This is a genomic window from Rhodococcus sp. EPR-157, from assembly GCF_001647195.1.
In the GTDB taxonomy this organism is placed as follows: Bacteria; Actinomycetota; Actinomycetes; order Mycobacteriales; family Mycobacteriaceae; genus Rhodococcoides.
This window is the reverse complement of record NZ_LVCV01000063.1, coordinates 1-25,088: the sequence shown is the minus strand read 5'-3', so window position 1 is coordinate 25,088 and position 25,088 is coordinate 1. Positions and strand designations below refer to the sequence as shown.

At 62.6% G+C, this 25,088-nt stretch carries 25 protein-coding genes; 11 read left to right on the top strand and 14 right to left on the bottom strand.

What is annotated here, in order from left to right; translation table 11 throughout:
• From A2J03_RS02780 to A2J03_RS02745, 8 genes are all read right to left on the bottom strand, one after another.
• The coding region (locus tag A2J03_RS02780) for an MlaD family protein (protein WP_156520163.1) at positions 1-358 on the bottom strand (358 nt) is incomplete at its 3' end.
• Positions 355-1,575 (bottom strand): MCE family protein, encoded by a 1,221-nt coding sequence (locus A2J03_RS02775; protein ID WP_068369406.1) that lies wholly within the window; start codon positions 1,573-1,575, stop codon positions 355-357. The genes A2J03_RS02780 and A2J03_RS02775, both read right to left, overlap by 4 nt.
• Positions 1,572-2,627, bottom strand: a complete 1,056-nt coding sequence (locus A2J03_RS02770) for an MCE family protein (protein WP_231912335.1) — start codon at positions 2,625-2,627, stop codon at positions 1,572-1,574. Before A2J03_RS02770 ends, A2J03_RS02775 begins: the two co-directional genes overlap by 4 nt.
• Positions 2,624-3,646: an MCE family protein gene (locus A2J03_RS02765; protein ID WP_068369402.1), complete on the bottom strand. Its 1,023-nt coding sequence runs from the start codon at positions 3,644-3,646 to the stop codon at positions 2,624-2,626. The genes A2J03_RS02770 and A2J03_RS02765 overlap by 4 nt, the downstream gene beginning before the upstream one ends.
• Complete coding sequence (locus tag A2J03_RS02760; RefSeq protein WP_068369400.1) at positions 3,643-4,848, bottom strand: MCE family protein; 1,206 nt, start codon at positions 4,846-4,848, stop codon at positions 3,643-3,645. Before A2J03_RS02760 ends, A2J03_RS02765 begins: the two co-directional genes overlap by 4 nt.
• Position 4,849: 1 nt before the next feature.
• Positions 4,850-5,617: an ABC transporter permease gene (locus A2J03_RS02755; RefSeq protein ID WP_231912336.1), complete on the bottom strand. Its 768-nt coding sequence runs from the start codon at positions 5,615-5,617 to the stop codon at positions 4,850-4,852.
• 83 nt (positions 5,618-5,700) lie between these two features.
• A complete protein-coding gene (locus tag A2J03_RS02750) occupies positions 5,701-6,486 on the bottom strand; it encodes an MlaE family ABC transporter permease (RefSeq protein ID WP_082897550.1) in 786 nt (261 codons plus the stop codon).
• Entirely contained in the window at positions 6,483-8,339 is a 1,857-nt protein-coding gene (locus A2J03_RS02745) for a multicopper oxidase domain-containing protein (RefSeq protein ID WP_068369397.1), read from the bottom strand. The genes A2J03_RS02750 and A2J03_RS02745 overlap by 4 nt, the downstream gene beginning before the upstream one ends.
• A gap of 220 nt (positions 8,340-8,559) precedes the next feature.
• Here A2J03_RS02745 and A2J03_RS02740 point away from each other — a divergent pair, with 220 nt between their 5' ends.
• The 11 genes from A2J03_RS02740 (at position 8,560) to A2J03_RS02690 (ending at position 20,075) form a co-directional block, all read left to right on the top strand.
• Positions 8,560-9,291, top strand: coding sequence for an esterase/lipase family protein (locus A2J03_RS02740; protein WP_231912334.1), 732 nt, complete (start codon positions 8,560-8,562; stop codon positions 9,289-9,291).
• A gap of 61 nt (positions 9,292-9,352) precedes the next feature.
• Complete coding sequence (locus A2J03_RS02735) at positions 9,353-9,982, top strand: TetR/AcrR family transcriptional regulator (RefSeq protein ID WP_068369392.1); 630 nt, start codon at positions 9,353-9,355, stop codon at positions 9,980-9,982.
• A 73-nt stretch (positions 9,983-10,055) separates the two neighbouring features.
• Positions 10,056-11,294, top strand: a complete 1,239-nt coding sequence (locus A2J03_RS02730; protein ID WP_068369390.1) for a CaiB/BaiF CoA transferase family protein — start codon at positions 10,056-10,058, stop codon at positions 11,292-11,294.
• Positions 11,295-11,464: 170 nt separating this feature from the next.
• Positions 11,465-13,108, top strand: coding sequence for an ABC transporter substrate-binding protein (locus A2J03_RS02725; protein ID WP_082897549.1), 1,644 nt, complete (start codon positions 11,465-11,467; stop codon positions 13,106-13,108).
• Positions 13,108-14,094, top strand: a complete 987-nt coding sequence (locus tag A2J03_RS02720) for an ABC transporter permease (protein WP_068369388.1) — start codon at positions 13,108-13,110, stop codon at positions 14,092-14,094. Before A2J03_RS02725 ends, A2J03_RS02720 begins: the two co-directional genes overlap by 1 nt.
• A 47-nt stretch (positions 14,095-14,141) precedes the next feature.
• Positions 14,142-15,782, top strand: coding sequence for a dipeptide/oligopeptide/nickel ABC transporter permease/ATP-binding protein (locus A2J03_RS02715; protein ID WP_231912333.1), 1,641 nt, complete (start codon positions 14,142-14,144; stop codon positions 15,780-15,782).
• Positions 15,779-16,588, top strand: coding sequence for an ABC transporter ATP-binding protein (locus tag A2J03_RS02710; RefSeq protein ID WP_082897547.1), 810 nt, complete (start codon positions 15,779-15,781; stop codon positions 16,586-16,588). The genes A2J03_RS02715 and A2J03_RS02710 overlap by 4 nt, the downstream gene beginning before the upstream one ends.
• An 11-nt stretch (positions 16,589-16,599) precedes the next feature.
• On the top strand, positions 16,600-17,940 hold the full coding sequence (locus tag A2J03_RS29655; RefSeq protein WP_082897546.1) for a hypothetical protein: 1,341 nt from the start codon (positions 16,600-16,602) through the stop codon (positions 17,938-17,940).
• Positions 17,937-18,461, top strand: coding sequence for a hypothetical protein (locus tag A2J03_RS02700; RefSeq protein WP_068369384.1), 525 nt, complete (start codon positions 17,937-17,939; stop codon positions 18,459-18,461). The genes A2J03_RS29655 and A2J03_RS02700 overlap by 4 nt, the downstream gene beginning before the upstream one ends.
• Positions 18,462-18,811: 350 nt before the next feature.
• Positions 18,812-19,027 carry a hypothetical protein gene (locus tag A2J03_RS30305; protein WP_156520162.1) on the top strand — a complete coding sequence of 72 codons (216 nt, stop codon included), beginning with the start codon at positions 18,812-18,814 and terminating at the stop codon, positions 19,025-19,027.
• A 115-nt stretch (positions 19,028-19,142) separates the two neighbouring features.
• The gene (locus A2J03_RS02690) at positions 19,143-20,075 is read left to right on the top strand and encodes a DAPG hydrolase family protein (protein ID WP_231912332.1); all 933 of its coding nucleotides are present in this window, start codon (positions 19,143-19,145) and stop codon (positions 20,073-20,075) included.
• Positions 20,076-20,236: 161 nt separating this feature from the next.
• Here A2J03_RS02690 and A2J03_RS02685 read toward each other — a convergent pair whose 3' ends face one another.
• The 6 genes from A2J03_RS02685 to A2J03_RS02660 all read right to left on the bottom strand — a co-directional run.
• Positions 20,237-20,827, bottom strand: coding sequence for a hypothetical protein (locus A2J03_RS02685; RefSeq protein ID WP_068369375.1), 591 nt, complete (start codon positions 20,825-20,827; stop codon positions 20,237-20,239).
• Between the two features lie 53 nt (positions 20,828-20,880).
• Positions 20,881-21,789, bottom strand: a complete 909-nt coding sequence (locus A2J03_RS02680) for a dioxygenase family protein (RefSeq protein WP_068369371.1) — start codon at positions 21,787-21,789, stop codon at positions 20,881-20,883.
• On the bottom strand, positions 21,786-23,018 hold the full coding sequence (locus tag A2J03_RS02675; RefSeq protein WP_156520161.1) for a cytochrome P450: 1,233 nt from the start codon (positions 23,016-23,018) through the stop codon (positions 21,786-21,788). The genes A2J03_RS02680 and A2J03_RS02675 overlap by 4 nt, the downstream gene beginning before the upstream one ends.
• A 29-nt stretch (positions 23,019-23,047) precedes the next feature.
• The gene (locus A2J03_RS02670; RefSeq protein WP_068369365.1) at positions 23,048-23,851 is read right to left on the bottom strand and encodes an alpha/beta hydrolase; all 804 of its coding nucleotides are present in this window, start codon (positions 23,849-23,851) and stop codon (positions 23,048-23,050) included.
• Entirely contained in the window at positions 23,851-24,333 is a 483-nt protein-coding gene (locus A2J03_RS02665) for a nuclear transport factor 2 family protein (RefSeq protein WP_197480592.1), read from the bottom strand. The genes A2J03_RS02670 and A2J03_RS02665 overlap by 1 nt, the downstream gene beginning before the upstream one ends.
• Before the next feature lie 39 nt (positions 24,334-24,372).
• Positions 24,373-25,088: FAD-dependent monooxygenase (locus tag A2J03_RS02660; RefSeq protein ID WP_197480591.1), on the bottom strand; the 716-nt coding region annotated here is incomplete at its 5' end.

Here is a 25,088-nt window from a genome sequence, read left to right as displayed (position 1 = left end):
CGGTGGTCGGCGCGGCCAGTTCGATATGGGTGGATCCGAGCAAGCTGGTCTGGCCGACCGCTGCTACGGCGTTGTCCGGCAACGCGACATCGGCGTTGACGTGCACGGTCACCAGGGCGTGTCCGTTGTCGAGTGCGATGTCAGCGACGCGTCCAACGGTGACATCGGAGACGAGAACCCGCGAATTCCGATCGATCGTGGAGACGTCCGGCATCTCTATCGAAATCGAATATGATCCTGGCCCTTCACCTTCGGTGCCGGGAAGTGGTAGCGAATTGAGCCCCTGCCAGCCGCACCCGGACGTCAGCAGAACGAGTGCGGCCCCAGTGACCGGCACTATCGAACGTGGTGTCGTCATTGTCCGCCTCCCGGAAGCAGCAGGTCCGTCAATGACGCCGGCGACGGTGCCGGAGCCGAAGCCGTCGGCTCGAGGGCGGATTCGCTGTAGACCAGTTGATCCGGCAGTGCTCCGACGCCGTGGATCGGGTTGGTGGACAGCGGCAGATAGTCGAACGCCAATGTCTTCAGTAGCGGACCGAGATACTGCACACACAGGTTTGCGCCTTCCTGGGCTCCTACCTCCTCTGCTGCGGCGATGGCCGAACAGATGAAATCCATAGGATTGGCGAAGTTGTTGGGGGCGAGCGCGGAGACGATGGCATTGTGCGCAGGCTGGTAGATGTTGTTCAGATTGGACAACGCGGTGGGTGCGACGTGCAGGACCTGGGCAATTCCGTCACGCTGCGCGGCGAGCTCACCGACCACGGTCTGCAGGCTGCGGAGTGTGTCATCGAGACCGTCCCGATTGGCGGAGACGAATCGTTGTACGTCACCGACAGCCACGTCCAAGGCGGTCAGCGCCGAGCCGATCTGTTCGGAGTTGTTCCCGAGAACCTCGGTGATCGATGCCATCGAGTCGTTGAAGTTGACGATCTGCTGCCCGCTCGCCGACAGCGCCGAGACGAATACTTGCAGATTGCGGACGACGGCGAACAAGTCGGTTCGACCGTCGGACAACGTCTTCAGTGCATCGGAGAGTTGAACGAGGGTGGTGGCAAGGTTTTGTCCCTGACCCCGCAGGTTGGCGTCGGCAGCATCGACGAGGGCTCCGAGGGGGGCCTGCTGATCGGGTGCCGCCGTCCCCAGGGCGTCGGCCACCCGAGACAGCTGCGCTTTGATCTGATCCCACTCTACGGGAACTGCAGTGCGTGAGATGGGGATTCGCTGCCCGTCATCGATCATGGGGCCACCGGTGTATGCCGGAGCCAGCTGCACGAAGCGGCTTGCGACCAAGCTGTGGGAGACGATGACGGCGATGGCGTCGGCGGGCACCGGACGAGACGAGTCGACCCGCAGTTGGACTTCGGCGTGATCTCCACGAGGTTCGATCGACGCGACGGTGCCGACATCGACACCCATGATTCTCACGTCGTCGCCGACGTACAGGCCAGTGGTACTGGCAAATTCGACGACGATGGAGGTGGTGGTCATACGGGGGACGACCGTGTACGACACAACGGCGAGCACCGCCAAACCCACGCCGATGAGGGCAACCTGCCACCTGCGGCCCGTCATCGCGGCGCTCCGTCGATGGCGGACAGCGGGTTGACGCTGGCAGATTCACCGGGGGCGGGACCGAGGCCGAGTGCGGCCCGGATGAACGGTGAGATGATCTGTCCGGGTATGAGGTTCTGAATGTACGAGTTGAAGAAGGGTCCACTCGACACGGCTTCACCGAGTTGGGTGATGTACGGCCCCAGATCGGCTATTGCTTCGCCGATGTTTGTTCGGTTCTCCTCCAGCACCTCGAGTACCGAATCCAACGACGCCAGTGTCGATCCCAGTTGGGCCTCGTTGTCGGCGACGAGACCGCTGAGTTGCTGAGCCAGGGCGGTGACACTGTCGAACAGTCGATCGACGACGGCTCGACGGCGGTTCAATTCGCCCAGGATGGTGTCGGCATCGACGATGAGAGTGTCGATCTGTTCGCTTCGCGTGGCCAGCACGCTGGTGACCTGTTCCGCGGTTGCAAGCAACGATCGCAGTGATTCGTCGCGGGAGGCGATGGTCGCAGACAGTCGTCCGACGCCGTCGACGGCGGCAGCGAGGCCTGCCGGTGTCTGCTCGAGTACATCTGTGGTCACGCGCATGGCGTCGGCGAGTTCGTCGGTGTCCAGTTCGGTGACGTCACTGGTCAGATCTCCCAAGGCGTCGGTCAATTGGTAGGGACTCGTGGTGTTGTCCAGGCCGATCTGTGCCCCGGGGTCGAGACGTCCTCGGATGCCGGGATCGATGCGCAGGTTTTTCGTTCCGAGGACGGTCTGCGTCGGTATGGACAGGCGAGAGTCTTCTCGCAATTCGACGTCGCCGCTGATCGTGAAGGCGATCACGACGGTGTCCGAGTCGATGTCGATATCGGTCACCTTGCCGACGACGACTCCGGCAACCTCGACATCTCCACCGACCACGAGTCCGCCCGTGTCCCGAAACACGCCGCTGTACACCGTCCCCGCAGACACGATCGGCAGTGACGACACGTGAGTTGCCACCACGGTGACCAATACCGCCAGGATGGTGCCGACAACTCCCAAGCGGACCGTGTTGCGATCGCGTACTCGCTGATTCATCGCGGTGCACACCTTCCCGTCTCCTGGCCGATGAGCGGCGTGGTCAGGCCTTGTCCGTCGGGTGTGTCGATCTTGAGTTTGATACCGCACAGGTAGTAATTGAAGAAATTCCCGTATGCACCGAGCCGACTGAGCGCTGCGTAGGTGTCAGGCAGTCGCGAGGTGATGCTACCGATGGTGTCCTTCTCCGAGTCGAGTTGCACAGCAGTTCGATTCAGTTCGACGAGCGTGGACTGTAGTGGCGGCCTCGCATCGGTCAGCAGGTCTGCGACCGTTGCCGCAGACGAATCGATGTTCGTCAGTGCAGTCCCCCACGCTGCGCTGTCGGCCGCCAGACCCGACGCCAGGTTCTGTGCGCGCTCGAGTGCGGTCGACACCTCGTCCTTCTGATCGGCCAAAGTCGTCAAGGTCGTGTCCAGGTTGGTGATGACCTGACCGATCACCTGGTCCCGGTCGGCAAGGGACGCGGTCAGCGTCGCCGTGTGGGCGAGCAGGGATGCGATCGACCCGCCCTGTCCCTGCAGCGTCGAGACGAGTTCGGCCGCCAGATCATTGACTTTCGACGGATCGACGGCCGAGAAGAGCGGCTCGAAGCTGCCGATCAATTGATCCAGGTCCAGTGCGGGTGAGGTCTTTTCGAGTGGAATCGTGGCGTCGCCCGCGAGCGGGTCGGCGTCTCCGGGGCCGTCGGCGAGCTCGAGGTAGCGGTCGCCGACGAGGTTCTGATAGCGGACCGTGGCGGTGGTGGACGAGGTCACCACGTAGCTGTCACCGACGTCGATGCCAACTGCCGCATGGTTGTTGTCGACGATCGCAACCTCGCTGACCTTACCGACCTCCACTCCGGCCACTCGAACGAAGTCACCGCCGCGCAGGCCGGATGCACTGGTGAAGATCGCGCGGTAGGACGTGGTGGATTCGAACCTGATCTGTCCGAAAACGACTACCAGACAGGCGAGTATGGCGGTCATGACGACCATGAACACGATCAGCTTGATCGTCGTGGATGTGCGTGTCATCGGGCACCAGCCGGTGCGGCGAGCCCGCCGGGCAGAAAGTCGAGTATCGAACTCGGGGAAACAACCGGGCCGGTGTTGCGGGCGCGGAAAGGGTTCGATCCGGTGTCGGCCACCACGTACGGTGTCGGCACCGCGTCGTTCGGCACGAATGGCAGCGCTCCGCACCGCGGGCCACCGGAGGCCGCTACTCGGGGCAGATCGGACTCGTAAGTGTACGGCGGGATGCCGAACAGGACCGTGCTGTTGAGCAACATGGTTCGTCCGTTTCCGCCCGAGACTTCCTCGGCCCCGACTCGGGCTCGATCGGCTCCCTGAAGGAAGCACGTGAACTCCGGCGAATACTCCTCGAGTAGTTCGGTCGTCGGTTTCAATTCGTGCACGAAGCTAGACATACCTTCCGCATTCTTCGACAGCACTTGATTGCCCACATCTGCCATCCCGATCACACTGAGCAACATGGCGTCGAGCGTTCCTGCTTTGTCGACGATGCTTCGTCCGGTCGTCGTCAGACTTTCCAGATTCGTCAACAGATCCGGTGTTGCGTCCGCCAAGGTCTCGGTCACGTTCGCTCCCGAGACGATGTCGCGCTGCAGTGTCGGAACACGGGGTTCCACGGCGGCCAACAGTGCGTTCGTGTCGTCGAGACTGAGGCCGAGCTCGCTCCCGCGGCCACCGAGGGCGGTGGCCAGCGAGGTCAGCGTGGCGTTCAGCTTGTCCGGTTCGACCGCCGACAGCACCTGCGTCAGGGTCTCGAACACGGTGTTGACCTCGACTGTCACCGAGGAGGATGCGATGACAGCGCCGGAGGATATCGGACTATTCGACGGATTCTCGGGTTCGGTCAGGGTGACGAACTTCGAACCGAAGATCGTGGTCGCTGCGATCCGCGCTTCGATGTTCTCTGGAATGCCCTGTGCTGCAGAAGCGTCGATCCGAAGCTCCACGACGGCACCGTCCGCCACGGACCGGACGGCGCCCACCGTTCCCACTTCCACACCGTGCAGTTTCACGAGGGCGCCAGGTTGCATCACCAGACCACCGCGGTCCGACCGGAGCGTCACCCACGTCGGTGGGTCGACGGCGTCCTTGACCCAACCCGTGAACGCCAGACAGGTGGCCGTCACCGCGAGTACGAGGAGTGTTGCCAGGACTCCGGCAGCGAGACGGGGTGCGGCCGATCGGATGCGGCGCGAGGTGTCCATGTCATCCCGCCAGATGTACGGATCGGGAGTTGCCGTACAAGGCCAGGGAAATCATCAATGTCACCATGACGACAGTGATCAGTGACAGTCGTACTGCCCTGCCCGTAGCGGTCCCCACCCCGGCGGGCCCGCCTGATGCCGTGTAGCCGTAGTAGGTGTGGATGAGCATGACGGCAGTGGCCATCACGAACACTTGAAGGAAGGACCACAGCACGTCCGAGGGGACGAGGAATGTCGAGAAGTAGTGGTCGTAGACGCCACCGGATTGGCCGAGAACGACGACCGTAGCGATCCGACTGGCCAGAAACGACGTAATCAAAGACAGCGAGTACAGAGGCACTACCGCGATCATGCCCGCGAGGACTCGGGTTCCGACCAGATACGGCACCGATTTGATCGCCATGACTTCGAGCGCATCGATCTCTTCACTGATGCGCATCGCGCCCAGCTGGGCGGTGGTGCCCGCCCCGATCGTCGCCGCGAGGCCCACGCCTGCGGTGATCGGTGCTACCACGCGGACGTTGACGTACGCAGCGAGGAAGCCAGTGAGCGCATCGACGCCGATGTTTCCCAGTGAATCGAACCCCTGCACGGCAACGGTCGCGCCGGCGAACATGGTGAGGAAACCCAGTACGACGATGCTTCCCCCGACAGCTGCGAGAGCGCCTGTGCCGAGACTGATCTCGGCGAGCACGCGGAGCGTTTCGGTTCGGTAGGCTCGCGCGGCCTTTCCTGTGGACGCGATGGCGCGTCCGAAGAACAAGGCCATCTCACCGAAATTGTCGATTCCGCGGAGGAGTCCGCGGTAGCGGCCGCGCACGGTGAATGCGAAGTCGAACCCCGTCACCTCCCTCACCGATCACTCAGTGCGAGGCCGACCGAAGTCAGCACCAGATTGACGAGAAACAGTGCGACGAAGGAGAACACGACGGTCTCGTTCACGGCCTCGCCGACGCTCCTGGGGCCGCCCACGACGGACAGGCCGCGGTAGCAGGCGATCAGCGCGGCCAGCAGACCGAACAGGGCGGCCTTGATCTCGGACAGGATCAACTCCGGCAGTCCGACGAGCAGGGTGATGCCCGCGACGTACGCACCGGGTGTGACGTCCTGTAGATACACCGAGAAGAAGAAGCCGCCCACAAGGCCGATAGTGCAGACCGCGCCGTTCAACAGCGCTGCGATCATGGTGCAGGCAACGACCCGGGGCACGACGAGTCGGTGAATGGGATCGATGCCGAGCACCTCCATGGCTGCTACCTCTTCGCGTATGGTGCGCGATCCCAGGTCCGCGGCAATCGCCGTCGCCGCAGCACCGGCAACGACGAGAACGGTGACAAGGGGACCGATCTGGGTCACGGCTCCCAATCCGGCCCCCGCTCCGCTCAGATCGGAGGCTCCCAGTTCGGACAGCAACGAGTTCAGGGTGAACACGACCAGAACAGTGAACGGTATCGACATCACGATCGTAGGTAGCAGGGACACCCGGGCGATGAACCAGCTCTGATCGACGAACTCGCGCCACTGAAAGTCTCTACGTCCCAGCGCAACTGCGGTGTCCAATGACATCCCATAGAACTCACCGACCGACGCAGTTGCCTTGATGGTCGCCCGGGTGGCGTTCCGGAGAGGTGGTGTCACTGCACTATCCGATACTTGAGCATCATGTCGTGATCCTCGTGGTCGAGGAGGTGGCAGTGCCAGACGTAACCCTGCAGATCGCCGGCCGGATGGTCGGAATGCTCCACTCCGTTGTGGGCGTCGTGCATGGGGTCGTGGTTCCCACCGTGTGCGACGCTCGGCGCCGGGACGGTCGCCTCGGCCGGTCGAGCGAAGGTGGCATCGGGATCGAATCCAAGTTCGTCGGCTGTCGGGAAGCGAACGATGATGCGAGTGACCGTGCCTCCGTCGACTCGTACCGTGTCTTTCCATCCGGCTTCCCATGGTGCAGGCGGGGTCATCGGTCCAGCGAGGAAGCCCTCCGGGTCGGGGGTCCACTTGATACCGATGTCGGGCTGTGGATGTGCCACCTGGTAGTCGACGGTGCGCAGGGGAGTGCGACCCAGAATCCGGAACGTGACGAGATGGATATGAATCGGATGCGGATCCGGGGTGATGTTGACGATGTTCCATTGCTCGACGGTGCCGGGTCGCGGCATCTCGATATCCGGGTCACTGTAACGAAGGTTGTTGAGCGACATGATCGCCGGTGGATTTCGTAGCGCATAGGGTTGGCTGAGAGTGACGATGCGGATCTTGGTCGGCTGCTGGATTGGTTCGATCGGGGTGGGGCCGCGTCCGCCGCGCAGTGATGTCGGTACGCCGCCGGTGAATCCGCGCGCGGAGCCGACGCGAAATCGGCAGAGCAGCGGCATCGTCACTGCGCCGATGACGGCAGCTTGAAAAGGCGGGGCCTCGTCGTTTCTCAACTCGACCGTCGTACCTGCGTCGTACCCGGAGAAGTCCACCAGCACGTCGTATCTCTCACCGGGGGCGATCCTGATCGAGGTGACGGGCACCGGTGCGTCGAGCAATCCGCCGTCGTTTCCGATGACCCAGAACCGCAGGTGATTCTCGAAATGCAGGTTCCACACGCTGTACGACGCGGCGTTGATCATGCGAAAGCGATACAGGCCTCGGGCGACGGTGAGTTCGGGCCAGATTTTGCCATTCACGAGTCCGACGTCACCGACGGCACCGCCTTCCCACGAACCTTCCGGCACGATGCGAGTCGACCGGATACTCAGGTGACCGTCTTCGCGAAAGATCTTTTCCTGCATTACCAACGGCAGCTCGAATTCACCGGCTGGGAGTCCGAGGGGGTTGTCGAGTAGGCCGGTGTCGAAGCGGTCACGCAGCAGGTACATTCCGGCGAGACCGGCATAGACGTTGACGCGGGTGATGGCCATGGCGTGGTCGTGATACCACAGCGGCGCAGCCTCCTGCCGGTTCGGGAACTGATGGACGATGCTTCCTCCGGGACGGGTGAGTTGTTCCGGGTTCCCGTCGCTGTCAGGCGGAGTCACGCCACCGTGCAGGTGCAAAGACATAGGAGTCACGGTGCGGAAACTCTCGGTGACGCCGTGCAGCGAGACGTCCATGTCGCGGGCCATGGGGTGGACACCCATGCTGTTGGAGAACCGCAGTGTCAGTTGCTCGTCGGACTGCGCTTCGATGGTGGGCCCGAGATAACCGGGCTGCGCGTTCGGTCCGCAGTGGTACGCGAGAGTGGGCACTTCCGGCATGTCCGCATGGAACCTGTGCGTCGCGGTCACTGCGTCGACTGCAAGATTAGAGCCGGTGACCGTCGACGGTGTCGGCAGGGGATCGCGAAACGGAACGACGTTGGGCGAATGGAACAGCAACGGGCTCTCGAAACCGTTGTTCGCCGGCGACGTGAACGCCCGTGAGCTGCTGACACCGCCGAGCGCCACCGTCGCTGCTCCCAAACCCAACGCCCGAAGTACGTTTCGGCGGGTCACGTCGTATGTCATGCGTAGGGCCTCCGAGTGCGCGGATTGATGTGTCACGCACCATACCGCACTGTATGGTGTGGAGAATCACTTTTGCTGATTCGACTGAACGGGGAGATGGATGCGGTTGCGTGAGAACGTCGGTCGGGTACCGCGTGGTCTGGTTGCACTCTCGATTGCGATTGCGATTGCGATTGCCATACCTTTTTCTGCCTCGGCGTCCCCGGCCGCAATGTCTCCGATGACATGCACGACACCCACCGTGTTGGTTCACGATCTAGCATCGTCGCAGCGCGAATGGGACGGCTGGCTCGACGAGGTCGGCGGGCAGTGTGCCTTCGCGTTCACCTACGGCGAGTCTGCGGTATCAGTGCAGTTGCAGAGTGTGATGCAGCAGGTAGGCCTCGGGCAGGTGGCAGGACTGGCGCGAATAGAGGATTCGGCAGTCGAGTTCGGTGCGTTCGTCGACTCGGTTCGGCAGCGTACCGGTGCCGAGCGAGTGCAGGTGCTTGCGCACGGCGCAGGCGGGTTGGTTGCCCAGCACTGGATTGCTCACTCCGGTTCTCAGTCCGTCGAGACGCTGGTGACCGTGGGGCCTCTGTGGAACGGCACCGATATCGCTGGGCTCGGCACATTGGCTGCGTTCAATCGGAGCATCGGAATCTACGACGAGCTCGCGGCCCTCGAGAAGCCCCTACTCGATCCGGCCTGCGCGGCGTGCGGCCAGATCGTCGCCGATTCGGGCTACATGTTCGACGCCGCGCGCGGGGGGTGGACCACTCCCGGGGTGCGGTACGTCAACGTGATTTCACTGTTCGACGGGCTCATGACCGATCCTCTATCGGCTGCAGTGCCTGGTAGCGACAACAGGATCCTTCAGAGCCTGGACGGAAGCGATCGTACGAATCATCTGCAACTGATGCAGAACCCGCTCGTTCGTCAGGTGGTCCTCGATAGCCTTTCCGCCGGATGAGGGCTACGGATCGTACGATCGAAGGGCGGCACGCCGCACGAACTGGGAGGAGCTCACTCTGATGGCAGGCATACGCAAGGCGTCACCGTCGCGCCGCGTACCCGCGAAGAAGTCCGCGGGAGCGAAGGTCGATGCCAAGCCCGCGCGGCGCGCAAGGCGGTTGTCGGTTGACGACTGGATCAACGCTTCGTTCGAGCTGATGGCGTCCGACGGAGTCTCCGGGGTGAAAATCACAAGACTGTGCGAACGTCTCGAGGTGACCAAAGGTAGCTTCTATTGGCATTTCGCGGATATCGACAAGTTGATGGAAGCCATTGCGGACAAGTGGTGCGACAGTCAGAATGACACGCTTCGCGGGTTGATGGGTCTGGAGTCCGTCGAGGTAGAGCAACGCCTACGGATAATGGCGGAGATATTGATCGACCAGCGAACTTGGGCGGTGGAGTCGGCTGTTCGCGACTGGGCTCGAAACTACGACAAGATCGCCGAGGCGGTGCGGCAGTTGGACAATCGTATCTTCGAGGTAGTGCAGCGCTCCATGCTGGATCTCGGTTTCGATCCGGAGGAGGCGCGGTTGCGGGCAGGCATCTTGGTGTATTCGGGAATCGGGTTCGTGCATGCGCGAGGCAGCTTACCCACTCCCACTGTGGCGGAAGTACATTCGATCTTCGAGCTGATCACGAGACGGTAAAGCAGTCGCTCAGTACCGTACTCAATGGTACTGTGGGTGAGTTCACTTTCGCCCGCACGCGACGGAGGCAGTTGTGCCCATCCAAGATCCCTTGGCCGAATCGAATGCACTGCCGCTGAGTGGCTTTCGTGTACTCGAACTGGGCAACTACATCGCCGGACCTACAGCGGCACGATTGCTCGCGGACTTCGGTGCCGAAGTGATCAAGGTGGAACGGCCGATAACCGGTGACGAGACAAGATCGTGGCGCTTGTACGGCGGTACGACCTCCATGTTGTTTCGCACACTCAACCGGAACAAGAAGTCGATCGTGCTCGATCTCAAGACAGAGGAGGGCCGAGCGCACGTCCTCGATTTGGTTGCTTCCTGTGACGTCGTGGTCGAGAACTTCAGGCCCGGGACGTTGGAGAAGTGGGGTATCGGTCCAGCCGAACTCGACGCGGTCAATCCGAATGTGGTTGTGGTACGAATTTCGGCGTTCGGTCAGACAGGGCCTCTCTCCAAACGTCCGGGGTTCGCTGCAGTTGCAGAGGCGTACAGCGGTTTTCGAGAGTTGGTCGGTGATCCCGATCGGCCACCGGTGCGTGTCGGAGTGTCCATAGGTGACACCATCGCCGCGCTGTACGCGGGCTTCGGTGCTGTCATGGGGCTATTGCATAACCTGTCTCGCTCCGAAAAGGAGGGTCCACTCCCGTTGTCGTCTCGAGTCATCGATGTCGCTCTGAGCGAATCGATGTTCTCGGTGATGGAATCGCTGATTCCGGACTACCTTGCGTACGGCGTCGAACGAAAGCGACTCGGTGGACGAATGGAAGGGATCGCTCCCTCGAACGCCTACATATGCTCGGATGGATCCTCGATCGTCGTCGCAGGAAACGGCGACGGCATCTTCGTTCGATATATGCACGCGATCGGGCGCGTCGACCTGGCTACCGATCCAGAATTGGCGGGCGGTGCCGGTCGATGGAAACGCCGCGACGAACTCGACGATGCAATCGGGGCGTGGGCTGCGACGCTCACCCGTCCGGAGGCCCTCGCCGTACTCGATGCGGCGGAGGTTCCGAGTGGACCCATCCATACGGCCGCCGACATATGTCAGGACGAGCAAATCCTGTCTCGCAACATGATCCAGAGCTTTTGCGTCGATACCGGTGGTCCGAATCCGGTCGACGTGGGGTTCCCCGGAATCGTCCCGGTGATCGGCGAGCGATCGGTTGCAATCCGCGACGTGGGACCGGAACTCGGTCAACACACCGACGAAATCCTCGGCGGGTTGGCAAAATCCAAGAAGCCCAGCGCGCCAATTGCGTAGTCGCCGGACTCGATGGCGGTTCACCCGATCGGGGCGTGGAGTTCGTGGTCAGAGACCATCAGCCTGTCGTGAGTCCCGCCCTCGTTGGCACCCCGGTGTTTCGTCCTGGTCGAGGCATGCTTACTGTCTAACAATCTAAATAGGCAAGCCAAACCTCACTAAGGACAGCCATGGTTAAGTTATCGGTCGCAAGTCGCCGTCGAGCATGCGCCCTGTCGCTTGTGCTCGTGTCGTCGATGGCCGCCTCTGCGTGCGCCTCCGACAGCAATCCCGATACCGGCGATGCAGCGGCATCGAGCCTGACCATCGCGGTCGACAAGGATTCCGGCCCGCTGAACATCTTCGTCGGTCAGACAGACCAGATGACCGAGTTGATCTACGACAAACTCCTCTCTCCGTCGCCGTACGTCGCAGATCCGCAACCGTGGCTGGCTACCTCGGTGAACCAGATCGACGCCAAGACGTGGGAGGTCGAGCTTCGAAACGACGTGAAGTGGCACGATGGCGAAGCACTCACAGCCGATGACGTCGTGTTCAGTTTTCACTTCATGCATGCTGCGCCGACCGGTCGCTTCACCCACCACATCAACGACACGCCCTCGATCTCGACCGTCGTACCGACCGAGAGCGGCGTCAGATTCGTGTGTGACTATGCGTGCCCGGAGCTCGGCACCGTCACGCTCGCGGACCGTCCGATCTTGCCCGAGCACATCTGGAGCTCGGTCGACCCGGCCAAGGCCAAGGAGGTGACCGATCTACCGATCGGCACCGGACCGTTCGAGCTGGCCGACTACAGCCCCACCTCGGGCTATCGGTTCGAGGCCAACACGGACTACTTCGCCGGCACGCCGACCGTCGACGAACTCGTCATGCCGGTGATCCCCGACGCGTCGGCGGTCTTCACAGCTCTGCGCTCCGGCCAGATCGATGCATCCACCACACCGCTTGCGCCAGAACTGATCGATCAATTCCAGAGCGACTCCGACATCGGCGTCATCGAGGCGTCTCCGCTGCAGTACCCCGAACTCAAGCTCAACTTTCTCGAACAGCCCTTCAGTGAACCGAAATTCCGGACGGCACTGAGTCGCGCGGTCGATCGTGAGCAGCTCCTCGACGTAGTCGCGCTGGGACGCGGCCGTCCAGCCACCCAGGGTTACGTCCACCCGGACGCTCCGTTCGCGGCGCCGGATACGAACACTCCCTACGATGTCGCGGACGCGAACCGCATTCTCGACGGGCTTGGATTCGTCGACGGCGACGGGGATGGATTCCGAGAGAACGCAGTCGGTGAGAAGCTGGCGTTCGCGATTCACGTCAGCGGGGGACAGTCGACCGACGTGCGGTCCGCCGAGCTCCTCGTCGAGGACTTCCGCGCGATCGGGCTCGATGTGACGATCACTGCACTCGATGCTGGATCATTCTCGGAGGTGTCGTCGAAGAAGACCTACGACATGCTGGTCACCACGAATTCGCCACACGCCGTTGCTGATTCGACCCAATTCATCATGTCGCATCGCTCGGGGAATCTATGGAAGGCCCCCGACGTCGCGTACCCGGAATTCGACGCGCTGTACGAGAAGTGGCAGAGCACGGAGACCAACGACGCGCGCATCGATGCGCTGTACGAGGTTCAGGATCTGTTCAACGAGCAGCCCACTGCCATCGGCCTGTATTACCCGGACGAGTACTGGGGATTTCGGTCGGACACCTTCGACGGTTGGGCAGAAACACCGGGGTACGGAATCGTCCACAAGTGGTCGTTCCTCCCACGCGAGGTCAGTGAACAGGCGCACGCGATCGCTCCGAGCAACTGATGCTCCTCGCACGTCGAGCCGGGCAGTATCTCCTCGTGCTGTGGGCGGCGGTTTCGTTGAATTTTGCTTTGCCGTTCATCGCGCCGGGTGATCCAGTCCAGTATCTCTACGGCGGAGCCGAGGGAAATCTCGCGGCTGAATCCGTCGAACAAATTCGTGCGGGTTACGGATTGGACCGATCGGTGCCCGAACAGTATCTGTCCTTCTGGACAGGGCTCTTCCACGGTGACCTGGGAATGTCGATATCGCACAACAGGTCCGTGCTGGACGTACTGATGGACAAACTGCCGTGGACCCTGGCGCTGGTCGGCTTCGGGGTGGCGATTGCGGCTGGGCTCGGGACGATCCTCGGGACATGGGCGGCTTTCAGGCGCGGGACGAAACGCGAAACGGCGACGGTCACGTCGGTGCTCGCGGTCGATTCCATGCCTGGGTTCTGGGTGGGGATGATTCTGATTGCGGTGTTCTCGGTGCAATTGGGGTGGTTTCCCTCGTACGGGGCGGCGACTATCGATGCGTCGGGATGGGCCTGGCTTACCGAGGTGGCCACTCGTATGGTCCTCCCCGTTGCAACCTTGGCTGTTGCCAGCATCGGCGGCTTCTTTCTGCTGGCGAGGGCCTCGACGGTAGGAGTACTCGAGGAACCGTTCATCAGACTCGCTCGGGCGAAGGGCTTGTCCGAGCGGCGTGTGGCATTCGGCCATGCGCTGCGCAACGCGCTCCTTCCTGTTTTCACCAGTCTGACCCTGGCCGCCGGGGCCATGCTTTCCGGCGCGGTTGTGGTCGAAAGTGTCTTCGCCTATCCGGGTTTGGGAAAACTGACGTTCGACGCAGTGACCACTCGCGACTACCCCTTGCTGCAAGGCGCGTTTCTTCTTGCAACCGTGGGTATCGTCGCTGCCAACTTGTTGGCGGACCTCGCTTACCCGTTTATCGACCCGAGGTTGCGTCGGCAGCAACGCGCCGCAGCGGCGGTGGCGGCATGAGGGGGCATAGCTCGAACGGCGATGCGGTGACTTCTCGATCGAGGAGAATGGCCGCCGTCGGTGTGTCGATCCTCGCGGTGTTGTTCGCATGCGCAGTGTTCGCACCGTGGCTGGCGCCCTACGACCCCACCGAGCGGGTCACGAGGCCGTTTGCCGCGCCTTCGGGTTCGCACTGGTTGGGCTCGGACGATGTCGGACACGATCTGCTGTCGTTGCTCATCCACGGCGCCCGTGTGTCGCTGCTGATCGGTGTCGTTGCGGCACTGGCTGCGACTGTGATCGGCGTTGTGGTGGGCGTGATCGCCGGATACTGTCGGGGTTGGGTGGACTCGGTGTCGATGCGCATCACCGATGTTGTTCTGTCGCTGCCGGTTCTACCACTCACGATCGTCATAGGGGTGTTCTTCGGTCCGGGTCTGCAGACACAGATACTGGTCATTTCGTCGGTGCTGTGGGCCGGATTGGCGCGGGAATTGCGCTCGCAAGTGCTCTCGTTGCGCGAACGTGACTACATTCAATCGCTCAGATCCATGGGCGCAGGCCCCGGCTATGTACTTCGCCGCCACATCTCGCGGGCAGTACTTCCGTTGGCGGTTCCGCAGTTCATCTTGGCAACCAAGACCGCAATTCTGCTCGAGGCCTCGCTTGCGTTCCTCGGTCTCGGTGACATCTCCGCTGTCAGTTGGGGTTCGGTCTTGTCTTTGGCGCACGCGCGTAGTGCATTTCTTACCGACGCATGGTTGTGGTGGGTGATCCCGCCAGGACTTGCGATCGCGGCAACGGTCCTGGGGTTTGCACTGATCGGAAACGCTCTCGAAGAGACTGCCCGCCCCGCGCTCTCCCGCCGGTCGAAGAAAGCCGTACAGCGGCCCACTGCGCTGATCGCTACCGCTGCGGCCCTATCCGTGGACGGTCTCACGGTGTCCTACGGCGCAGGCCGCGTCGTTGTCGACGGCGTGAGCTTCACTGTGGCAGCGGGGGAGACGGTGGCACTGGTAGGTGAGTCGGGCAGCGGGAAGTCCACCGTTGTGGCGTCGACCATGGGCCTACTTGCCCCGGGTGCGGAGACTGTCGGGGGATCGGTGCGGGTGTGCGGAGTGGACATGACCACTATGTCTCCTCGCGACGTGCAGGCAATGCGCGGAAACCGAATTGCTCTTGTCCCCCAGGAGGCAATGAGCGCGCTCGATCCCGTCCAGAAAGTTGGTACCCAGCTGATGGAAGCACTCACCGCACACACGTCCTGTACCCGGACGCAAGCACGAGAGCGGGCCGCGGAGTCACTGGCCCTCGTTGGCATCGACGTCGGCCGGATCGATGCCTATCCCCATGAGCTTTCCGGTGGTATGCGCCAGCGAGTAGTGATCGCGATGGCATTGATGAACAGTCCTGCGGTACTCGTCGCGGACGAGCCGACCAGTGGTCTGGATGTGTTGGTGGAGAACGACATTCTGGATTTGTTGGCCGATCTGCAAGCAAAGCTCGGTCTGGCGCTGCTGATCGTTTCGCACAACCTTCGATCGATGGAACGAATCGCCGATCGTATCGCGGTGATGAAGGATGGAGAGATCGTCGAAATTGGCACGACGTCGGAAATATTCGACCGTCCTGCGCATCCGTATACCCGACGGCTCATGGACGCGTTGACCGTTCTGACGCCAGGCGAGCCCTTGGAGACGGCGCGATGACCTTGTCCGATTCACCAAGATCACTGCAGGATGCGCAGGGAGTCATGCTGGAAGTCTCGCGCTTGTCCGTTCTGTTTCACGGACGCATCGCGGTCGACGAGGTCTCGCTGTCCGTCGATGCCGGCGAATCTGTCGCTCTGGTAGGAGGTTCGGGCGCAGGTAAGTCGACAGTGGCGAAAGCGGTCGCCGGATTGGTCGAGCCATCGAGCGGAAGAGTGCTGTTCGACGGGGTCGACATTGTCGGGCTGTCGCGCCGTCGAGTACGACGGGTCCGACGAGACATTCACCTGATCTTTCAGGATCCGTACGCGTCGCTACCTCCGACGATGCGGGTCGCAGACATAGTGGCCGAGTCGATGGTGATTCACCGAATGGGTGACAATGAATCTCGTCGCAAAGCCGTGATGGAGGCCTTGAACTCGGTGAATTTGACTCCGGCGGCCCGCTACAGCGTTCGGTATGCCCACGAACTGTCGGGTGGAGAGCGTCAACGAGTGGCGTTCGCCAGGGCGATGGTTACGGGGCCGCGGTTGATACTTGCGGACGAACCGACCAGCGGTCTCGACGCGTCCCTGCGGGGCGAGATTGTCGAACTCATGGGGGATTTGAACCGAACTCACGGAACCGCGATGCTGCATATCACGCACGATCTCGCGTTGGCACAACGTGGTTCGCATCGGGTTGTCGTCATGCAGGGTGGACACGTGGTCGAGAGCGGCCCGACAGACCGTGTGCTGACCAACCCTCGACACCATTACACAGCAGCCCTGATCGCTGCCGCCGGCCGCGCCCATCAGAACTTCTGAGAGGAACTCTCATGATCAAGTTTGCGCTCGTTACGATGTACCCGTCCGGTGAGTCCTCGCCCTTCGCAAGCGGGGCTTTGGGTTTCGACGTCTCACCGATCGACTGCTACGAGCTCTCGGACTCCGCTCTGGTTCCGTTTTCAGTGCTGGTGATGTCCTCGACAGTCGACCAGGAACACCTGAGCCGAATTCGTGACGTCGTCCGGCGCTTTCTCGACGCCGGAAAAGTGGTCATCTTCGGCGGTCATCTGCACCGTGACTGGCTGCCGGGAGCAGGCCATTTCAAGCCCGTTGCACCGCCCTCTCGCACCGCATACCAGGTGGCTGAAGTGGCTGCGCACCCGGTTTTCGAGGGCGTCGAACTCGGCGATATGAGCACCCGCCGCGGCGTATCGGGCTTCTTCGCCAGGGGCCACCATCCGGTGCCGGAGGGAGCTGAAGTGCTGGTTCGGCTCGCAGGCGGCGAACCGACGACGTACATCGATCGAATGTCGACCCCCGGAACGATATTGGTGCATGCAACCGGGGACCTCTTCGCATACAGCGTCGGAATAGAGGACAGCACGGCGTCGAAGATCCCGGAGCAACTGGCAGCGTGGGCCGTCGGCGAAGCGGAAGCCCTGCAGTCTGAATCGGGCCGGTCGAGTAGTTCGCCTGCGCGAATCGACGAGTGGGCGCCGATCCTGAGCACTCCTTCTACTGGCACAGGTTCCGGGGTGGCGGCGGTGTACGGCGGTAGCGCACACCACTATCGTGCACTCACGACGGAGAAGTACGCTACTCATCTCGGCGGGGGACTGCTCTATCTGCCGGAACTGCCCGCGACCGATCTGACCGGCTACGAGGCCGTCATCATTCCCGAGCGTATCCACCGTGGACTCCTCACCGCGGCCGCGCCGAGAATCCTCGAACTACTCGAAGCAGGTGGCACGGTGGTGTCGTTCAGCGGCGGCGAACCGCTTCCGGAGTTCCTGCCCGGTGTGCGTTGGGAACACCGTCCCACCAACTACTGGTGGTGGCTCGAGCCCGGCTCGAGCCTCGGGCTCTCGACCCCCAACCCGACCCACTCGTTCTTCGAGCACCTCGGCGTCGGTGACTGTTCGTGGCACTATCACGGTGTTGTACAACCACCGGAGGGCTCGCAGACGTTGATCACGCTCCCCACCGGTGAAGCATTGGTGTACGTCGACAAGGTCAGTACACCAGGAACATTGGTGATCGCCACTCTCGATCCGATGTCGCACTACGGTGCATACTTCATGCCCGCCACCGAACGCTTCCTCGACGGCTTCATGCCCTGGATCGCTCGATTCGCGACCGACAACTCCCACACGGTAAGGACCAACGCATGACTGTGCAACTATCTACGACGAGCAGCCTCGACGTGACCGATCGGGGCATGCCGATCTCCTTCACGATCGACGACGTGACGAAATATCACGGCCCCGGTTATCCAGGGGGAGTGGCACACGCCTTCAAGGTTCTCGAACGCGCGCTCGCGCTCCTGGCCGACGGTGGTCCGGTCGAACGACGCGAAATCACCATTGCGACAGCGCACGCGGGGCCCGGCGTGCGTGACACGATGGAACTGGTCACGCGCGCCGTCACGAGCGATCGCTTCACGGTCGACCCCGCACTCGCGCGCACCGATCGCGGCATTCTGGCGGCCTACGTTTTTGTCGTTGGCTACCGAAATCGCACGCTGCGCCTCGAAGTGCGTGAAGGATTCGTCACTGATGAGTTCATCACCTTGGGACGCAAAGTCGACCGCACCGACGCCGAGGAAGCGCATCTCACCGAACTCAAAAAGGAGATGGCAGGCCGGTTGCTCGCCAGCGCAGCCGATGACGTGTACGAGGTTGTGGCCGGTTGAGGCGTTGACGAGAGAATTGTGACGCGACCGTTCGCGTTCATCGAGTCACGCCAGGGTTTGCAGTGGGCTACTTCGTCTGTGAACGGACTTCACCGCAAGATTCGTGGCGAAGGGTGATCGACTGCCTACGGTAGTTCGGTGACGATGTTGCCGATCCTTCTTCGAAGGGATGATGTGGACGACGAACTGTCGATTCGCCCGGTGGTTCGAAGGACGCCTCAGGCTGCGGACCATGCAGAGGGGTGCGTCTTGGTGCCTGCAGGTCAACGTCGCATCTGCCATCGACGCCGTTGTAGATCCAGTTCTGCTCGATTCTGCTGATCGCCCTTACCGGGTACGGAGTGACACAGGTGGCGTTCCGTAGACGCCGGGATTGGCAGCGTCGCCACGCCGCGGCGATGCAGGCAACGCTTCTGGTCCTGATCGTCACGGGCACAGCGCAATTTTTCGATCGGCTTCCGCTCCCGAACGATGCGCTGAATGCGATCGTGTTCCTGCAGGTGCCCCTGATCATCGGCATCATGTCAATCGTGCGGAGTTCGCGTAAAGCAGTGCGGCCGGCGTGAATCGGCGCCGTGCTGAATTCTCCGTGGCCCCGGCGATGTAGTGGTCTCGGAGTCGGGGCGTTGACATGTACCGTGCTGTAGCCATAGCCTCAACAGATGTTGAGTAGTAGTTGTGATGGATAGGCGGCCGACGCGACGACAGATCGTTTTCGGCGCGGCTGCAGCGATGGCCGCAGCTGTTCTCGGGCCGTCAGCGAAGTCGAGCGCGGCACCCGAGGCGGGCTCGACCGAGGAATGCGGCGGTCGATACCAGGGCTATCGGGAGGGCGACCGAGATCGACCGTATGCCCGCTACATGGCAGACCGAACGGCTCCAGCGCCGGCCACCGTCGAGGACGCGTATGTCGGCCCAGCCCTGACCCCCGATGCGATACCCGGATTCGCCTCGATTACAAACGATCTCGGGCCGGTCGGCTACTCATCGATCGAAACTGGTTACGGACAACTCGCCGATGGAGTGGTTTTCGTCGCTGTCCGCACCGTGATGCCGCGTGTCACGGCGGCGATGTGGGACTGGTGGTTCGGATGGCACTCCACCGAGGCTGCTCGCTACAAGCTCTGGCATCCCGACGCTCACCTGTATGCCGCTCTCGCGGAGGACCGGACTGCGTTCGACATTCCGGACAGGGCAAAGTACGTCGGCAACACAACGTTCGTGGACGAATACGTCGGCCCGAAACTGCAACAGTTGATGATCGGCTTTCGTGACCCGGGACTGCACGGATTCGACGTCCCTGCAGACCAGACGGTGGTCCTGGGAAGAGTCGGTAGCGCCATCGCACCGGTGGATTTGGGCTGGCTCGCCCATCAGATCAGGCCATTCGACGATGGTGCCGAAATGCGCAGTCGCTTTTATCTGAACCTGCGCGGACTGCACGTTCCCGACCTGAAGCAGGCCACCTGCGCTGTGCGTCGTGGCGCATCGGTGGATCCCGCCGATCTCGTTGTCGGACTGGATCTTGCCCGAGACCTGATGCTTCATTGTGGACAGGAGATGAACCATCTCGCAGCTCTTCTTCCTGAGTTGTACGCAGAATTCAGCTCGTAGCAATAGTCGGCCCGGACAGGTATCGACGCCCCGGGGGACCCGCTGGCCGCGGATCCCGCTTACCTAGGCGAGCGCGGTGGACACTACTGTCTGCTCGGGCCGCGGAAGTGATCGCCCCGAATTTTTTGCGTCGGACGATGTGGACGACGAACTGTCGATCTTCAGAAGCAGATTCGACGAAAACCCCTACGCCGCAACTGTTGCCGCCCAGGTGCTGTGGATGTCCGAAAGGGTGGCACGTCGGATCCGGACGGATCGATCACGAGCGATTCGTGGCCACCGTGCAGCAAGCGGTAGAAGTCGGTGTTTCCACGTCGGGCACCGTCGGGAAGTCGAGGGGTCTCGATTTTCGAGTATTCGTGGGCGTGAGCGAGTATCCAGTCTTCGACAAGAGGCCACGGATCAACTTCGGTGATGTCATGGCCGATCAGAGCGCCGAGCAACGCAGGGTCGTCGGGGCGAGCGCATGCCACTACGACCCAACCGTCGGAGGTAGGGAGCAGTCGGGTGTGCCCGCCTACCGAGCGCCTTCCTTGCCGCGTCCAGCCGGTGAATCGAGCTCGTTCGGACAGCAAGGCGCGTCCGTCGACGTCGATGACATGTGCACTGCGAGCGGTGGCACGACGAAGGTACGTCGACAGTTGGCGCGCGACCGTGGCAGCCGAACCCGGCGGCAGCAGCCCGGCACCGTCCGGGCGGCCGGTGAGCTCGACGACGCCACTGACGTGCCAGTCACCGACCCGATCGTTCACGCCGCAAGTCTAATTGAGGGGCTCCAGAGGGAGAGTCCGACCACGTGAAGTCGTCAACTCGTCCAGTCTTCGGCAACCAAGACGAGGTCGAATTCGACATCGAAATATGCGCCGGGCATGTCTTGGTCGGCGATCGACCGGCCGTCCTCGACGAGTGGAAAGTCCAGAACCAGCCCCTCACGAACGCCGAACGCGGCGTCGATATCGAGGTAAGGGTCTTCCGCGACGAACAGGTGGGTGACGAGCGTCCGATGTCCCGGTGCCTCGACGCGCACGTGAATGTGGGCCGGCCGCATAGGTTGTCGACCGGTGGTCCGCAACCACTCACCACCCGGACCGTCGGTCGGAACCGGGTAGCTGCATGGCTTGACCGTTCGGAACCAGTACCGCCCGTCTTCATCGGTGGTGAGGAGAGCTCGAAGATCACCGGGCTGCATGTGCGCGTCCTGCACGTCGTACAGACCGGTCTGGTCGGCCTGCCAGATGTCGACGGTCGCACCGGACAGGGGTACCCCGTCGGTGTCGAGCACTCGGCCGTGCATGAGTGTCCACTCGCCACGCGCCCACTGTTCCGGCGTGGCAATGATGTCGCCCATCTGTCGTGGCGGTGCAACGGAGTGGAATGGGCCCTCCACCGTTGTCGGCGTCATGTTTGCCGGACCGACGTTGTTGAGTGCATCGACGAGCGTCGAGCTACCCGAGGTGTCCGACATCAGAATTGCCTCGTTCCGAGACTCGCTCGTCCATTGTCCGACGCGCGCGAGGAAGTCCAGTCCCGTCATCCACTCGTCCCACGTGACGCCGTTTTCGCGGATGAAGTCGTGGATGTGTGTCACGAGGGACTTCGCCAGTTGGCCAGTTCTCGGGTCGGCCGCGCGGATTTGTGAGAGCACGGTGTCCGTGATCTGGTCGGTGCCGAGGTTGTCCGGGCGCGTCGAACGGCGCCCGACGTCCGCGCTCACCGGGCGCGCCGAGGGTTGGTCCGAACATGTACACGCAGGGAATCGAACTGTCGAAAGAAGCCGGGGTCGTAGCTGGGTTCCTCCGCCAGCGACAGATGGTCGAGCCGCTCCGCCAGAACGCGCAGGGCAATCGGCATCTCGACCTGCGCTACCGGCGCACCCGTGCAGCGGTGAATCCCGACGCCGAAACTCAGATGCTCCTTGGAATTGGACCGCCGGATGTCGAATTCGTCCGGCCTCTCGAAGACTCGTGGGTCACGGTTCGCGGACGTAAGGTTCAGTGCCACAACGGTACCTGCGTGCAGGATTCGGCCACCGATCTCCCAGTCCCTGGTCAGTACTCGTCCCATTTCCGGAGCAGCGGCGTCCCATCGCAGCATCTCCTCGGCTGCGCCATCGGCAAGTGACGGATCGGATTTCAATTGTTCCCACTGGTTGTCGTGTGTCAGCATCGCGTGCACTCCCGTGGCGAGCGCTCCGGATGTCGTCTCATGTCCGGCGAGAACGAGTGTCTGCACTGTCGCCCACAGTTCGTCGGGAGTGATGTCGCCCCTGTCCTGAGCATGAATCAGGTCGGTCAGAAGATCGTCGTCACGCGGGGCAGCGCGGCGTTCTTCGATACGCGCCTCTGCATACTCCCGGAAGAGGGCATTGACCCGATCGGCGTCCGGTACTCCTTCGGGGCGCGACGGCAACGCCCGCGGCGACCATTCGCCGATCTGTGCCTCGTCCGACTCGGGCAGTCCGAGCAGACCCATGATGACCCGCACGGGCAGGGTGAAACAGAAGGCGTGCACCAGGTCGACGACGCCGTCGGACGGAAACTCGTCGACCAAACGATGGGTCTGCTCCTCGATGAGCGGAGCGAGACGGCGGGCCAGACGCGCATTGATGGATCTGATGGCCCCCCGCATGGCGGTGTGTCGGGGCGGGTTCTGCACGATGAGCGCGTGTGATTGCCAGTCGAAGAGCGGGCCGGACGTCGCACCGAGCGCAATGGCCAGACCTGCACCGACATTCACGGCACCCTCGGGATCGAGGAAAACCGATCGCACATCGTGGTATCGCAACAGATGCGCGCGGCCGAACAGATCCCACGCGATCGGCACCGGCCCTTCACGCAGAGTTGCCAGATACTCGTGCCGCGCGGCTCCTCGGTACTGCGCGTTGGCCTCGTCGAAGACGGGACCGTTGCCGGCGTCGGTCGGTATGGTGGGTGTTGCAGTCATCGTTGACTCCTTCGGTCGACCGAATTCGGTCACATAGTTTGTGTCAGTTCGGATTCGAAGAATGCAGCCGTCATTGCAAGGTGGGTGTGGGTCTCGAACCGAACGTCCTCGTGTCCCGCGCCACCGACCGTGACGAACGTCGTCTTGCTGCCGGCCCGCACCAGCGCTCGGTGCAGATCCGCCGACTGGGCGATCGACACCATCTGGTCACGGTCACCGTGGGCCAGCAAGATCGGCGGAGCGTCTGCGGACACCGATTCGATCGCACTGGCCTCACGCGCCAGATCCGACTCGGGCGCCTGCGCCCCGAGCAACGCTCTCTCGAACGACGACGGCAGGACGGCCCCCTCCAACCAACTTCGGGCCCCCGCGGCGGCGACGTCGTACACACCGAACCACAGTGCGGCCGCCTGTACCGATGCGTCACCGAGCTCGTTCACCTCGGGGCGCAGCGCGGCCATCGCACTGAGAAGCGCCCCGGCGGACGCACCCCAGATGCCGATTCGGCCGGTGTCGAGTCCGTGATCGGATCCGCTGTTCCTGATCCATCGGATGGCATTTCTGACGTCGTGCAGGGGAGCGGGGAAGTGGGCGTCCGGAGCCAACCGGTAGTCGACGGACAACACTGCTACGCCGTGGGCAGCAAAGGGTATCAATCGTTCTTGCGCCCGATCGGTTCGAGATCCGACCTCGAAACCGCCTCCGTGGACATAGACGACGACGGGAACAGGGGCGTCCGACGCAGGTCGAAACAGATCGGCATGTAGTGGAACCCCGTCGGTGTCGGCATAGACGAGGCCGGACGTGACCTCGACCGATCGTGTCGACACCATCAGCTGCGACCTGGTTCCATAGCGGGGCGATTCTTCAGCAGAACCGAGCCGAGCCAGCCGTGCGGGGCGAATCCGTCGGCGATGGGTTCCTTGCTGGTCAGCAGCCAACGGCCGTCGTCCTGACGTCGAAGGCTGTCGTGCCACCGTCCCCAGTGGTCGGGCTGCGCGAGGTCGGTGAGAGCCATGAAGAAGCTGTCGGCGGACGCCTCGTCGTCGCTGATGAACTCGATGTCGATCGTGGTGATGTGATGCCGAATCAAGGTAGGCCCCGTTCCGCCGAGTATCTGGTGGCTCTCGGTGCGCGGGACCGCCCTTCCATCGGGAAGAACGAAGACCCCGTCCTCGGTGAACAGAGTCTTCCCCATGAAGTCGAAATCCGCGTTCTCGACGGCCAAGTTGGCGTAGCGATGCAGAACCTCGGTGATGGCCGAGCGGTCTGCAGCTCGTCGTTCGGCGTTTCCGGTGTACGGGGTGGTGGTCACGACAGTCTCCTCGGGATGAAGTGGTTCTGACACAGGTGATTACGCGTCGACAGTGGCAGCCAGGCCGATTTGCTCGACGAGCTCGTCGAGCAATCGGGTTGTGGCCGAGGCACTGTCGGCCACACCGAAGACATAGAAGTCCGGCCGTACCAAAGCGGCGACGGCACCTGCGCCGGCCAACCAGGTGGTGTAGGTCGCGTCGAGGTCGGCGGCGTGACCGTCACCCTCGCCGAGAACGACGAAGGTCACGCCCAGTCGTTCGGCGGCGGATCGCTGCGCATCGGTCAGAGAATCGCTGATGGGAACGGAGCTGATCAATTGGAAGCCGTAGACTCCGAGGAGGTCGTCGAGCAGGCCCTCTCGATCTCCGATACGCATGCGTCCCTGGGGTGAGAGCTCACCGGTCGGGAGGGCGATCGATCCGTCGGATTCGCGGTGCAGTACGCCGCTGGTCAACGTGGGCACCGGCCGTTCGGGTGCCTGCCCCGAGCGAAGAAAGGCGTCGCGGCCTGCCGCCTTGCCCTCGTCCTCCTCGATCGTCATCGCCCAGGTGCCGAGCGAACCCTCGACTATGGGGATGACATGGGAGAGCCGTTCTTCCTCGTAGGTGTCCAGGAGCGCGTCGCCGGCTCGGCCGGTGAGTATCAAATCGAGTTTCCAGGCGAGGTTTCCGCTGTCGCGCATGGCCGAGCACGAACCCTGGGCCATGTAGGGAGTCATGGCATGGGCAGCGTCGCCGCCGATGAGCACTCTGC

What these genes read in the sequence shown, in the direction of transcription:
- A2J03_RS02745 (WP_068369397.1), bottom strand. Translation starts at nt 8,339, where the DNA reads ATGACATACGACGTGACCCGCCGAAACGTACTTCGGGCGTTGGGTTTG.
- A2J03_RS02735 (WP_068369392.1), top strand. Translation starts at nt 9,353, where the DNA reads ATGGCAGGCATACGCAAGGCGTCACCGTCGCGCCGCGTACCCGCGAAG.
- A2J03_RS29655 (WP_082897546.1), top strand. Translation starts at nt 16,600, where the DNA reads ATGATCAAGTTTGCGCTCGTTACGATGTACCCGTCCGGTGAGTCCTCG.
- A2J03_RS02710 (WP_082897547.1), top strand. Translation starts at nt 15,779, where the DNA reads ATGACCTTGTCCGATTCACCAAGATCACTGCAGGATGCGCAGGGAGTC.
- A2J03_RS02765 (WP_068369402.1), bottom strand. Translation starts at nt 3,646, where the DNA reads ATGACACGCACATCCACGACGATCAAGCTGATCGTGTTCATGGTCGTC.
- A2J03_RS02715 (WP_231912333.1), top strand. Translation starts at nt 14,142, where the DNA reads ATGGCCGCCGTCGGTGTGTCGATCCTCGCGGTGTTGTTCGCATGCGCA.
- A2J03_RS02775 (WP_068369406.1), bottom strand. Translation starts at nt 1,575, where the DNA reads ATGACGGGCCGCAGGTGGCAGGTTGCCCTCATCGGCGTGGGTTTGGCG.
- A2J03_RS02770 (WP_231912335.1), bottom strand. Translation starts at nt 2,627, where the DNA reads ATGAATCAGCGAGTACGCGATCGCAACACGGTCCGCTTGGGAGTTGTC.
- A2J03_RS02670 (WP_068369365.1), bottom strand. Translation starts at nt 23,851, where the DNA reads ATGGTGTCGACACGATCGGTCGAGGTCACGTCCGGCCTCGTCTATGCC.
- A2J03_RS02675 (WP_156520161.1), bottom strand. Translation starts at nt 23,018, where the DNA reads ATGACTGCAACACCCACCATACCGACCGACGCCGGCAACGGTCCCGTC.
- A2J03_RS02725 (WP_082897549.1), top strand. Translation starts at nt 11,465, where the DNA reads ATGGTTAAGTTATCGGTCGCAAGTCGCCGTCGAGCATGCGCCCTGTCG.
- A2J03_RS02700 (WP_068369384.1), top strand. Translation starts at nt 17,937, where the DNA reads ATGACTGTGCAACTATCTACGACGAGCAGCCTCGACGTGACCGATCGG.
- A2J03_RS02755 (WP_231912336.1), bottom strand. Translation starts at nt 5,617, where the DNA reads ATGGCCTTGTTCTTCGGACGCGCCATCGCGTCCACAGGAAAGGCCGCG.
- A2J03_RS02760 (WP_068369400.1), bottom strand. Translation starts at nt 4,848, where the DNA reads ATGGACACCTCGCGCCGCATCCGATCGGCCGCACCCCGTCTCGCTGCC.
- A2J03_RS02740 (WP_231912334.1), top strand. Translation starts at nt 8,560, where the DNA reads ATGACATGCACGACACCCACCGTGTTGGTTCACGATCTAGCATCGTCG.
- A2J03_RS02690 (WP_231912332.1), top strand. Translation starts at nt 19,143, where the DNA reads ATGGATAGGCGGCCGACGCGACGACAGATCGTTTTCGGCGCGGCTGCA.
- A2J03_RS02720 (WP_068369388.1), top strand. Translation starts at nt 13,108, where the DNA reads ATGCTCCTCGCACGTCGAGCCGGGCAGTATCTCCTCGTGCTGTGGGCG.